Raw genomic sequence first — 12,293 nt, forward strand, 5'->3', positions numbered from 1 at the left:
ACGGTCAAGGTACGGCTGTTCTGGTCTCCCTGTTTGGCGTATACTGGTACGATCTGCGTCTTTCCTGATAGATCAAGGGTTATGCTGTCGTTAATTTCCATCCGCGTTCACCTTCCTTTCCAGTTCATCAATTCTCGCGGATAATTCTTGGATCGCTTTGCTTAGGTAAGGGACAATGCGGTCTATTCTAGGCTGAACCATGTCTTCACCGTCTGGCTGAGGCACATGATCCACCCACCGTGCGTTGATCCTCTCCAGCTCCTGGGCAACATATCCCAGCTTTTCCTTAACAGATCCTTCTTTCCATGTAAAGCTTCTATGCCGGATGGCGTTGACCTGAGGAAGGGCCTGTTCCGCCGTGTCGGCAATATTGTCCTTGAGCATCTCATCGGAGGACGTGATGGCGATGTAGAAGGTTTGCGCCGTCCCGTGTAAGGTCAGGTTGCTGCCTCTTTCTATGCCGATTTGCAGGACCCTGCCCTCTCCGGACGGCGCGGATAACACCGCATAAACATTCCGGTTATTCCGTACCGCCGTGATCTCGCCCCATACGCTAATGCTATTCACATTAGAAATGCTGCCCTTACTGCTACTGGTTCCCACATTTTCTCCATTCATATCAATGCTATATGGATAGAGATGGAATGTGTGAACTCCACCCTCTTGTTCCGGTCCCATATCGTATGGATAGATAGTCAAGAACTCTTCAATAGGATACGCTGTGGACTCTCGACGAAACGCAAGTTTACCAGTTGGCCCACGCCAAGCAAAATTGACGTTCCCGACATCATCCGCGCTGATTTCCAATAGTGTAACTCCTTCATGAGCGAATGAGAGACCGCGCTCTGTGAATTCCATTGTTATATTCCCGTTGGCGTCAAACGTCTGTAGCAGAGCGTTATCCAAATCAAATTTAAGTTTGTTGTTTTGCGATGCCAATACACCGGCCCGCACCATATTGGCGCTGATGAGCCCGACAGTAATCAAGCTGGCATTCATTCCTTTTGCGGTAATCGCCGTTCCCCAATCCCAGTCACGCCCGTCTGAAGTGCGGCTGTCAGCAATCTGGAGGCCTTGGGTGCCGATAGAAATAGCGCCAAAAAGATCGCTGTTGGGATCCAGGTCCTCAAAGAGGATGGCGCGCACATCCTGCTTTTGGGCCACGCTGTTTTGAAGCCGCAGCTGTGCATAGGCGCTGTTGATAAAGCCCTGAATCTGTTCAGCAATCAAAGAACCATCTGGGCGGATCGCCCCATCAATCCGATTGACACCTGATGACACATTGTTGAAATATTGGTAGGGTTCGTCACCGATCACAACCTTTGTCGTCCTCTGCCGCAGGCAATCGTAGGTGATCCCCCTGACTCTTGCATCGGTTACAATCCCCAGGCGGTAATACTCGCAGTGGACAGTATCGCCTAGAGAAACAGTCTCTAGGCCCTTATACTCCGCATAGTTTACCGTATTTTCAACAAGCACCATATCCACACTGATGGTCACTTTGGGCTTGTCTGCCCCGGCTTCATACTCTGCCTGGCACTGTTCTTCCAGCGCGTCGTCCAGTTCCTCCTGGGTGTCGCAGATAATGATTCCGTTTTCCTCGTCGTCCTCGTTGGCGTCCTCCCGCATCTTCACATTGTCAAAGGTGATGGTGCGCGCCTTTATGACCGGATAGGTATTGATGAGAGGGGAATCTACGTATCCGTTGTTTGTCATGGTATATCCGTTGTAGGCCTTTGGATAAATGCGGGTAATAACATTGGAAGTATCAATAGTCTCTGATACTCCGTTTTTGGAGGCATTCTTCCCATAGAGTACGGATACCCCATAATCTCCGCCCACTTGGTTATTGATGATGACCTGGTAGTTGTTGAAATAAATCTCTCCGCCCCACCGCTTGACAAAGCTGTTATCATCATTGCCATTGATGGCCTCAATCAGGTTTTTAAATTGATAGTAGGCCGTCGCTATTTTGGTAATATTGGAGCTGCCGGTATATTTGCTGTTTGGCGCCGTCATGATGTCGAGGGCCTGCTGGCCCGTCTTATCCGTGGGCCTAACGTCCACCAAGAAACAATCGTCTCTGGCATCCATGAAGATAGGCTCCGCCGTGGCGGTGACCCCGGAATCATCCTTGTCTGTTTCCTTGATGCGGAAAAGCTGGTCTCCATTGAAAGACGGAGCCGAAATCACAGCGCCGCCCTCAATATATTTCCACCGCCCGTCTGCATCAATGGGATGGGAAAGCTCCAGCTCCCACGCACCGTTTAAAACAGCATGGACATCGCACCGGGTAGCCATGAGGGTCATGTCCCCGTTTTTTGTGTAATCCGTGTTGGAGGGGCTGTAAATCTGAATCATGCCTCATACCCCCAATTTGGGATGATTTGCAGCGTAAAGCCGCTGGTTATGCTGATCTCGCAATCTCCATGCGGAATCCATAAATCCTCATATCTTCCGGTGACAGAGGTATTCATCAGTGTGCCGTCTGCACGGTAAGCGAGCATCTTTCGACTGTCGATGGTCAGGTTTTGCCCGATATTGGCCGTCATGGCCTTTCCGTTGACTGTTAAGGTACAAACACCCTCACCGGCGATCTGATAGGTGGGTTTGCATAGATCATAGGCGTTATAATCGATGTTTGATCTCGGCTTTTTCCCCTCCCGCTCAAACTCATAGGGCGTACAGGTGAACACGGCGGAGATTTTGGCGTAATGGTTGAGAATCCTTTCTGGGTCTCCCAATTGGACGGCCAGCACCTCATAATAGCAGTAAGGGGAATCGCTGAGGATAAGTTCCCCTGTACCCGTCAGCCATCTCCGGAGGTTTCGGATCACCACGTTTACATCCTCAGTCAGGATGGTAAAGTTACAGGTAATGGTAATGTTGCTGGAGGATTCATCGTCAGAAACCAGCTCTCCCTGCCTTCCTGGAATAGCGTAGGAGGTAAAGCTTTTCTTGGAGGATGTGATCGTTGGATAGTCATATAGGATGACCCCCATATCTTTTCCTACCGTGTTGTTGTACTGAATATCGTAGCCGCATCCGCACGGCTTTGTATTTTGTGTACAGATCATGCAAAGCCTCCTTGCGCCCTCAGAATCGCCCGTTGTTGGTTCCCAATCTTACGGATGGTGTAGTCGGAGACAGTTTCTTTCAGCGGCGTACCGTCTACCGTGGTGTTGTTGATAATCTGGATGGCCATACCATCGAATACAGCGCTGACGTCGGCTTGATAGGACGCGGCCCCTCCTGTACCTACTGCGACGCCTGCCGGGCTCACCCGTTGGTTGATTGGCTGAACCATGTCGGACATCCTGCTGATGCCGTTTGACAACGTCTCCCGCATCTTAGCGAAGGGAAACGCGTCTGCAAAACCTACCCCTATGCCCTGGGCCAAAGGAGCGCCCAGCTCATCTCGAGTCACTCCAGATGGAGAATTTACATCTGCCTCTGCCTTAGCTGCCGCCACCATCTGATTGACAATGCCCCGGATGGTGCTCATCAAAAAGCCGCTGCGGCTGTTAAGCCCGCTGGCAATGCCGTTGGCCATCTCCTGCCCTACGCCATACATATCATTAGCGGCCATTTTTCCCACCTGCACCATGTCGTGAAACTTAGACTTGGCGATGGTGTACGCTCCAGTAAGGCCGTCGCTGATAGTGCTTCGGAAGTCGTTCATGCCGGGAATAATGGCGATAATCATACTGTTGACCATATCCCGGCAGTTTTGGGCGATGTTTTCAAGATCCAGGCCAGACTTATCAGACATCTCCTTAGTAGCGCTGGATACGGTAGAACTAGCATCCTTTGCCGCGTCTCCAGTGCCGTTGTAGGCTGACATGATTCCGGTAGTGGAGTAATCGATATCGCTGGCAGCCCTTGACATTGCGGAACTAGTGCGGTCTGCGTAGTCTTCAGCAGTGGAAGCTGTTCCGTTATACGCAGACATAATCCCTGTGGTGGAATAATCAATATCGCTGGCCATCTGTTCTGCAGATGTTCCCACGCTGTCGTGGGCTGCGTTCATCTCATCGGTTTTGCCCTTGGTGAACACAACCATTTCACCGGATTTCCCCTGGATGGTCCTATAAGAGCCCGCCACGCGGTTTGACATATTCTCAGCGGCGTCCCCTGTGCCGGTGTAGGCCAAGGCGGCGCTGACTGAAACAGCCTCCACCGCCTCGTTGGCTTCGCTGGCCGAGGTTTCGATCTTCTCTCCCGATTCTTCCGCGGATGTGCCCGCGTCGTCCATGGAGGTGGCAAGGTCGTTGACGGAATCTTTGCAGAATTGGATTTCTTCGTTGGCTTTAGCGATGGATTCCCTATACGTGTCTTCTGAGGCACCTAAAGTATTGTTTGTTTCCACAAGCTCATCACGGTCACGCTTGAGCTGCATGATTTGATCCTCAGCCTTATAACCTTCGGCGGTGCTAATCGCATAGGCGTCCCCTAAAGCCAGTTCCGCATCACGAATCTGGTCGTCCAATCGGTCAATTTCAGCTTGGTTTTTCTTGCGTTGCTCCAATACTCTATTGAGTTCCATCTCCGCCTTGGTGCGCTCTTTGATGGCGTCTTGGGTGAGATCCATAAGGGCCTGGGTTTTCATCTGTTCCTCAAAGGCGTCGATGAGCTTGTATACCTCATCTTTGGTTAGAGAAATACTGTCCGACGCGTCATCATAAGACAGCTCTAAATCGGGCATTTTTTCGTTGATCTTATCGATCATCTGTAGCAGAAGCTCCTTTTCTTCTGCAGTTTTATCCGTCTTGTCTCCAAGTTCGAATATCTGATCGGCTAAATCCCGGATGCCTGCGATTTCCCCGTCGATATCCACCATGGATTCCTCGCGGGTGGTTCCCAGGTTATGAAGCGCTTCAGACGTTTCGTTGGCCTTCTCGATGAGTTCGTTGCTATCGTCGATAAACTGGCTGGAAGCCTCGGAGGCGTCTCCCGCCGCCAGGCTATAAGCCGCAAAGCCGCCCGCAACAGCACCGATTATTCCCACGATTGCGAAAATTGGGGCGTAAGCGGCTGTTGTTGCGATATTAAACGCAGTTTGTATTGCTTCTGCCGCCTTTACTCCGTCGGCAAAAAGATCGAAGGCAAACTTGGCTTTCTCCAGAAACCCGGTTACAGTCTTTATGATCTCTGCCGCCTTCATCGCTGCATTATAGGCGACCATGGCGCCGGTTGCCGCTCCTATAAGACCCGCTATCTTGTCGAAGTTTTCTCCTAGCGCGTCTAAAGCATCAGTAGCCAAAGGCAGTACGGATTTGGCCAGTTTGGAAACAATGTCCATGAACCCTTCGAACAGATTTTCAATGGTTTTGAGGGCTTTTTTGAGGCCGCCGCTAGTAAAGGAATCCGATATGGCGTCGATAGCTTTTTTAATGGGACGGCTGATTTCTTTGGGCAACAAGTCAGCAATGCCGTCAGCCAAGGAAGTGGCAATTTCTCCGCCTGCCCGAAGGAGCTTGTTCTTGTTCTTCTTGATGCCGTCAATAAATCCCTCGATCACGTCCACAGCGGCGTCAATCATATCGGGAGCGGCTTGGGCCACTCCGGTCACAGCGTCGGACAACGCGTCTCCGACCTCTTTTACAAGCCCTTCCAGCCCGTTTGCCTTAAAGGCGTTGGACAGCTCGTCCACCGTATCGATAGCGGCAGGAAGTAATTCTGTCCGGATGGAATCAGAGATGGGCTGTACTACCTCGCCTAGAAGTTGCTGGGCGTTGTCTTTGAGGGTAGAGATCAGCCCGTTTAGGGTCTGGGACTGCTTTTCCATGGACTGGAAGTATTTGCCGCCCTCAGAGGTCGCCCGCTGCATGGATTCGGTAATTTCTTCTACCGCCAAGGAACCGTCGCTGATCCGTTCATAGAGGCTTTCCATGGATTCGCCGGTACTCTCAGAAATTTCCTGCAGAGGATTGAATCCAGCCTCTATCATTTGCTTGATATCTTCCAGCTGTACCTTTCCCGCGCTGGACATCTGGCCATAGGCAGTGGCAATGCGCTGCATCTTGTCCGCGGAGCCTTGCGAAATATCGCCCAGCATCATCATTCGGTCAATAGCCTCATCGGCGGTAAAGCCGTAGTTCATAAGCAGCTGGGTTGCATCGGCCAACTCTGGAAGTTCAAAAGGGGTTTCGGCGCCTATTTTCTTAAGGCGTTCCACCACCTCCGCAGCCTTTTCGGCGGAACCTGTCATTACCTCAAAAGAGGTCTCATACTGTTCGATGGTGGCGTTGTATTTCACACCTGCCACCGCCCCGGCGCCAAGAGCGGCCGATACTCCCGCAATGGCGCTTGCGGCAACCTTGAACCCTTTCGCCAATCCGCCAGCTAGTTTCGAGCCCAGGTTATCCGCAGTATTAGAAAACTTTTCGGTAACCGATTCGGCGTCGCGCATGGCTTTTTCGTAATTCGACGCATCACCAGTAACCTTTGCCGATAGGGTATAATCAGGCAAACTTTTTCCTCCTTTCCGGCATCTTCAGCCCATTTTTCTCATAAATCAATGACACCCAGCTCTTTCCCTCCTTCTCCTCCACCTCTTCGATGATGGAAAGGTTTTGGGAAATAACCTCCATATCCGCTTTTTCCTGGCGCTTTTTCCACAGCTTCCTAAACTTCTGGTTCTTCTTGCGGAAGGCGTTGGAAACAGCGTTGAATACGGCGTCCCGCAGCACGGTAGACTCCGACACCGTCTTGTCCTCCCACGCCTTGTAGATAAAAGCCCGTTCTGTGGGGGTAATGGCGTCGTAATCCGCCCGTGAATAATGAAAATTGGCAGCAAAAAAGGCGAAGTCCATTACATCGCTGTAAGGCTTCGCCATTTCTGCTAAAGCTTTATCTTGCTCTCCTGATTGGAAATATCGATAGTCAATCAGGCGGTGCGGAATAAAAAAGGCATATCCTTGGTCAGTTTTGTGACCACCATGTTATTGACCGCCATATAACCCTTTTCCTCCATCAGGGCTTCCGCGATCTCCACGGCCTTTTCCCTGGGGACAAAATCGTTGCTTCCGGCCTCTTTTAAGCAGTATCCGAAATACGCTTCGAGGGAGGAAAGGGACAAAGCTCCATTGGTCGCCACAATGTCAGCCACCACAGATGTTTTTATCTGGCTTTCCACCAGCTTGAGGCGGCCAATGTTGAAAGCCAACTCATACTTTTTCCCTTTATGTTCAAACATGACGGCACCTCCTAGGCAGTTTTTACAGTAATCGTAGCGACACCAGCTTTCAGCGCCTTACCAGCGGAATCCGTCTCAATGACCATGATCTGCTGTCCGCTGGTCAAGCCGGAAATTTCACTGGCGCCGTCCCAGCTGGTCTGGGTAATCACTTCGCCGTAAGCAGGATAGGCCAGAGGGGCTGCTCCAGTCTTATAGAAATACTTATTGGAAGCTCCCAGGGCTGGATTGACATAGACGGCGGTATCTCCGTCAGCAGTACCTGCTACAGATACCACGGTCAGCCCCTCCAAAGCGGCGGTGCCGTCGGGCATAGTATCGGGATCCACCGGCTGAGCCAGCAGGTCCACCAGAGCGCCCATACCCTCCAAGGTCAGGGAGTAGGTCATAGCGTCGTCGTAAGGAGCTTCTAAGGGATAGTCGGTGATGACTGCCAGACCTCCGAACATGCCTTCTTTGCTCTTGCCGTTGATGACCTTGATGCACACCGGATCAGAGTTATCAAAGGCCTGGGATAGGATGGAATGGGACTCGTCGTTTGGCACATACAGGCCATCGTTGTCGATGCTCCATTCCTTCATACCGGCAATTTTAGACTTCCATCCGCCCTGGGTGTCCTTAGAAGTAATTTCAATGGAGTCGGCAGAGCGGTTGATGGTCAGCCCCTGCTGGCCGCTGATGGCAAGCAGTTTAGAACCGTCCGCGCTCCAGATGGCAAGCAGGATATCCTTGCCTGCCACCGCTTTGGCCGCGGAGCTGGAAAAATCGCAGTAGTTGTTGTTATCAAAAGCGAATAGCTGTAATTTGTTCATATTTAGCCTCCTTTAAAGCTTGCATTTGAACCCATAGCACACCATAAAATCATAGGTAACCACGGCGTGTTTTTCCTCTGTCTCGTCTGTTTTAATGGTTTGGACGCCTCCGTCTGTCTGCATAATCAGTTCAAAAGGCTCTGGCAGAGCGATGTCCTCCGTCAAAGCCTCTTGCAACTGTTCAATGAGGTTGTACACCTCTACCGATGAAGGCGCTTCCCCTGTCTTGGGCGCTGCGGCAATACAGTGAATCCATACCGTGTAGTTATCCCGGAACATGGTTTTGGTGTTGGAAGGCCGAATTCTGACAACCTCCGCAACATAGAAAGGGCTGACAGCATTGAGCGGCACCGCGTCATAGCATCGAAGCCCCGTCCCCGCTTCCACCTTGTCCTGTACTGCCGCCATTAAGGCGATGGGGGACAGTTTCTGATAGGCCATTTATTTTCCTTCCTTTCTGATGGCAGTCAGCAGATCGCGGTAATAGATGCCGCGCTGTTCATCGGCATTATTTTTGAGAAACCGTTGCCCTCTCACATATCCACCGTTTACAGTACGATGGCCGTACTCAACATGAGGCGCATATTCCACCGTATATCCCATTTCATCACCAGAAGCAACCGACGACTCCCTGAGCTCTCCAGTGTCCACCGGCGTACCGCCCGAAGCTCTGGCTCGGTTGAGCATTTCAGTGACCTGCTTTTCCCGGATGGCGTCCCAACGGATAGTATTCAAGCGTTCTAATTCTTGCTCTAGAGGAAGTATCCAAGCTCCTTTGACCTTAAATCTAAACCTTGCCACGCTATCACTCCTTATACGCCTTGACCTGGATCACGGTATATCTGGGGGTGAGGTCAATCTTTTCCGTGATCTGCTGGCGGATTCCATCAATGACGGCGTGGGTACATTCCGGGAATCTTGCAAAGGGTATGGGGACGGCGAACCGCTGCTGGTTCCTGGTGACGTCACGGCCTTCCAAGGCGATCTGTTCATCTGTCCAGGGGGTGAACCGGCAGAAGGTGTCTTTCACCGTCTGCCATTCACCTCCCACCATATTGCCCAGGGCGTCCTCTGTCTGCCCGGTGATAATCTGTAATTGACAGGATTTCCATATCACAGGAAGCACACCACCTTATTGCTGTTGCCGGATGATGCTTGGATGGCCTTCCAATCTCCGATTTCATCGTCGTATTCCGCCAGGATATTGTCCACGAAGGATGTGGAAATATTGGCCACACCCTCCGAGGAAATACCTTCATAATATGTCCTGCGCACCATCTTCACGGTGGCGTCTACGCAGATGGATTGAAATAGCGTTGGAAGCGTATCAACCCCAAGACGCAAACAGAGTCTGTCGCTCATGGTCTGCAGATACTCAGATAGCTGCTCATCCGTCAATTCGGTGTCTGGGAGCCGTGTTTTCAATCGAGTAAGCAGTTCATCCATAGCGGCTCCTTACTGGCCGTCGTTTACAACAACCGCAGCGCTGCCTTGTCCAACAGCCTTGTAATAATCGTCATACTCAACCACCGTAATGGTCTGCCCCGCTGTAGCCGAGATGTCGGCATTCGCTGTAAAATTCGTCCAGTTTCTCACATTTTGGCCATACTCCACGTCTGCAGCCGCATCCGCCAGCCTATATTTCAGATTCGTTGTGGTGTTCCCGGATACAGATGCTTTTGTGGTTCCTACTGCTGTGCCTTCAGCAGGAGTTACGGTGATGGCCTTCAGTTCTGGCGCATCCGCAATGGTGATTACAGCGATAGCGTTGAGGTATTCCGCAAACAGGGTTAAACCCATGAGGGCGAAAGACTCAGACTGTGCCCGCTGGTAGTTGCCCTCGGTATGGAATCCGATATAGGGCACCTGGGAATCAGTGGTATAAGAAAGACCGGCCTGGGAGAATTCAGAGTCGCCCGGGTCCACGTAATACACGGCCACATTGTTGACAGGTGTTGCAATGACCCGGCCCTGGGGAATTTCAGAGGAGAAGAACAGGATATCCGCGCCCAGGAAGTTTTCCACATAGTCCATGCCAAAAGCAGTCTGGACTGTAACCTGCGCGCCACCCAGATACTCGTAAATATCCAGGGTATTGGCGAACACAGCCACGCCTGTTGCAGAACGATGCATCTTTTTAAACGCGTCCTTTACCCGACCGATCGCCATAGCCACCGCCATCTGGAAGGTGCTTTCCTCGCTGGTCAGCTGGCCGGTGAGCAGGAAGTTATAGAAGGTCGCCAGCACCTCATCCTGCAGCTGGACCTTGAATTCATCATCGGTCATACCCACAGCGGTTTCCAGCCCGTATTTTTCAATGGACTCAATGGTCACCGCCTTGCGATATTTCTGCAGCTGGATGGGCGCATACTCCACAGGCTCCACCTCGAACTGGGACAGAGGGATTACATCGCCCTCTGCTACAATCCCGCTCTGAAGCTCACCGGTGGCCTTCTTGGCGGTCAGGGTGGTGCCGTTGGCCTTGCGGATGGGGCGGCTAATCCCCATGACTTCGGTCAGCGCGGTAATTTCGCGGCCAAAGCTGGTGACGAAATCAACCTCTCTCGGGTTGATAGAAAATTGCTGAGTCGTAATAACATTGGGCTCAGCAGCAAATAACTGTAGTTTATTCATAGTTACCTCCTAACAAATAATTGTGGATTTTCCGCGATTAAGCGGCGTCTTTCATTGGTGTCTTTTACAGCGAGAATCTGCTCTCTGGTCACTGTGGTTTCGCCTTGGTTGGCTTTGGGCGGATTGCCTCGGAACGCCTCTTTGATACCTGCTTGCAATGCCGCCTTATAGGATTTAGCAAAACTCTCCACGATCTCTTTTGTCTTTTCCGCATCGTCTGTTACCAGATGCATCACCATTTCGTCTGGAATAGAAATCTGCTCATCTGCCAGCATTTTCCGCGCGGTTTTGGCCATATCGCCTAAAGCAATCTGCCGCTTCAGCTCAGCAAGCTCTTTTTCCGCTTTATCTGCCCGGTATTTTTCTTTTTGCTCGCCGGTCATCTGCGCCAGCTTCTCGGCCTCCGACACCTTATCATCCGTCAGTGTTTGCCATCTCTTCTGAGCATTCGCAACAGCGGTTTGGATGGCCTTGCTGACCCTCCGGTCAAATTCTGCTTGATGGCCCTCCTGTGCTAGAAAGTCGTCAAAAGACATAGTATTTTGTGCGTTCGTCTGCGTTGTTCCTTCGCCTGTCGCGCCGGTTGCGTTGCCGCCCTCTGCAGCAGCCCCGCCCCCTTCGCCTTCCGCGAAGAGTTGTAAAAAATATCTGTTTTTCATGCGTTATCCTTTCTGCCCCAGCCCGTCACGAGTCCGCGCCGTTGCCCGTAGTTTATTGTCGTTGCGGACAAGATAACCGGATATACTCCGGGAATTCCCTCTCAATTTCTTTAAGGCCAACAAAAAAGGAACCCACCAGAAGCCTTCCTGCCTCTGACAGATTCCTATAGCGTATATCCGCCTTCCCTGGGGATATGGAGTATTCAATTTGATCTGCTGTCAGCTCCTCCAGTGAGACGATCAGCGTCTGTACCAAAGCGGTCACTCCGGCGCAGACAATATCCTTGCCCGCCTCGGCGTAGCCCGCGTGGCCTTCTAAGGCGATTCCGCCGTCTGTGGCGGAAACGGCAATCAAATCACACCACCTCTTTTCTACCCGGCTGTTCCCTGCCGGTGGGAGATATGCGGATCACTCTCCTTTCAGAAACTGGGCGCATCTTTCCAAATCTGCCATGCCGACGTAATCCACCGCCTTTCCACCTTCCATCAAGATTGCCATCGGAACCCGGCTGACTCCGTAGCGGTCCGCTCGGAAGGGTTCTTTCTGTACATCGATCCTGACGATTTTATCCTGTCCTGCCATGGACGCCAAAGGAGAGATAAATTGCTTTTCAAAGAAGCGGCAAGGAGGGCACCAAGGGGCGTGGAAAAAGTAAAGCTGCCTCATTTGTCTCCACCTATAAACATGTCCGGGTTGTCTCTTAACAGCATAAAAAAGCCGGTTCCCAGCTTTTCCACCTGTCCCTCGGAAAGCTCGACACAATATATTTCGTCAATGGCGTGGATGATCTCGTGGATCAGGGTCGCTTTCTTCTGATTCAGGGAGGCCCCTGCGTTAAGTACAATTTCCTCCTCCAGATATCGCGCGATCCCATAAAGCTCACTTTTGTTATCGTGTAGATTGCTTTCTTCCCTGACGGCATAATCCTTATACAATATCTTCACTTTTTCGGGAATAATCATGACTTCCTCCTCAAAATAGGCATGAAA

General features: G+C 51.4%; 15 protein-coding genes. All 15 read right to left on the reverse strand.

Annotated features, from left to right (window positions below):
• Positions 1-90 precede the first annotated feature (90 nt).
• Positions 91-2,361: a phage tail spike protein gene (locus WGC32_RS14565; RefSeq protein WP_342682954.1), complete on the reverse strand. Its 2,271-nt coding sequence runs from the start codon at positions 2,359-2,361 to the stop codon at positions 91-93.
• A complete protein-coding gene (locus WGC32_RS14570) occupies positions 2,358-3,077 on the reverse strand; it encodes a hypothetical protein (protein WP_342682957.1) in 720 nt (239 codons plus the stop codon). The genes WGC32_RS14565 and WGC32_RS14570 overlap by 4 nt, the downstream gene beginning before the upstream one ends.
• Entirely contained in the window at positions 3,074-6,472 is a 3,399-nt protein-coding gene (locus tag WGC32_RS14575) for a tape measure protein (protein ID WP_342682959.1), read from the reverse strand. Before WGC32_RS14575 ends, WGC32_RS14570 begins: the two co-directional genes overlap by 4 nt.
• Positions 6,465-6,839, reverse strand: a complete 375-nt coding sequence (locus WGC32_RS14580) for a hypothetical protein (RefSeq protein ID WP_342682961.1) — start codon at positions 6,837-6,839, stop codon at positions 6,465-6,467. The genes WGC32_RS14575 and WGC32_RS14580 overlap by 8 nt, the downstream gene beginning before the upstream one ends.
• A gap of 50 nt (positions 6,840-6,889) precedes the next feature.
• On the reverse strand, positions 6,890-7,198 hold the full coding sequence (locus tag WGC32_RS14585) for a hypothetical protein (protein ID WP_342682962.1): 309 nt from the start codon (positions 7,196-7,198) through the stop codon (positions 6,890-6,892).
• A gap of 11 nt (positions 7,199-7,209) precedes the next feature.
• Positions 7,210-8,010: a phage major tail protein, TP901-1 family gene (locus tag WGC32_RS14590; RefSeq protein ID WP_342682964.1), complete on the reverse strand. Its 801-nt coding sequence runs from the start codon at positions 8,008-8,010 to the stop codon at positions 7,210-7,212.
• A gap of 12 nt (positions 8,011-8,022) precedes the next feature.
• Entirely contained in the window at positions 8,023-8,451 is a 429-nt protein-coding gene (gp17, locus tag WGC32_RS14595) for a tail completion protein gp17 (RefSeq protein ID WP_342682965.1), read from the reverse strand.
• Positions 8,452-8,811 (reverse strand): hypothetical protein, encoded by a 360-nt coding sequence (locus tag WGC32_RS14600; RefSeq protein WP_342682967.1) that lies wholly within the window; start codon positions 8,809-8,811, stop codon positions 8,452-8,454.
• Between the two features lie 4 nt (positions 8,812-8,815).
• The gene (locus WGC32_RS14605; protein WP_191509584.1) at positions 8,816-9,127 is read right to left on the reverse strand and encodes a hypothetical protein; all 312 of its coding nucleotides are present in this window, start codon (positions 9,125-9,127) and stop codon (positions 8,816-8,818) included.
• On the reverse strand, positions 9,124-9,456 hold the full coding sequence (locus WGC32_RS14610; protein ID WP_191509583.1) for a phage head-tail connector protein: 333 nt from the start codon (positions 9,454-9,456) through the stop codon (positions 9,124-9,126). The genes WGC32_RS14605 and WGC32_RS14610 overlap by 4 nt, the downstream gene beginning before the upstream one ends.
• A gap of 9 nt (positions 9,457-9,465) precedes the next feature.
• Positions 9,466-10,644, reverse strand: coding sequence for a hypothetical protein (locus tag WGC32_RS14615; RefSeq protein ID WP_342682968.1), 1,179 nt, complete (start codon positions 10,642-10,644; stop codon positions 9,466-9,468).
• Between the two features lie 2 nt (positions 10,645-10,646).
• Positions 10,647-11,303: a DUF4355 domain-containing protein gene (locus tag WGC32_RS14620; RefSeq protein WP_342682969.1), complete on the reverse strand. Its 657-nt coding sequence runs from the start codon at positions 11,301-11,303 to the stop codon at positions 10,647-10,649.
• A 52-nt stretch (positions 11,304-11,355) separates the two neighbouring features.
• On the reverse strand, positions 11,356-11,658 hold the full coding sequence (locus tag WGC32_RS14625; RefSeq protein WP_342682971.1) for a ribosomal-processing cysteine protease Prp: 303 nt from the start codon (positions 11,656-11,658) through the stop codon (positions 11,356-11,358).
• 54 nt (positions 11,659-11,712) lie between these two features.
• Positions 11,713-11,970 carry a thioredoxin family protein gene (locus tag WGC32_RS14630; RefSeq protein ID WP_342682973.1) on the reverse strand — a complete coding sequence of 86 codons (258 nt, stop codon included), beginning with the start codon at positions 11,968-11,970 and terminating at the stop codon, positions 11,713-11,715.
• A partial coding sequence (locus WGC32_RS14635; RefSeq protein WP_342682974.1) for a hypothetical protein occupies positions 11,967-12,293 on the reverse strand: 327 nt, incomplete at its 5' end. The genes WGC32_RS14630 and WGC32_RS14635, both read right to left, overlap by 4 nt.

Source organism: Zongyangia acetica, from assembly GCF_038739695.1.
Lineage (GTDB): Bacteria > Bacillota > Clostridia > Oscillospirales > Ruminococcaceae > Zongyangia > Zongyangia gallinarum.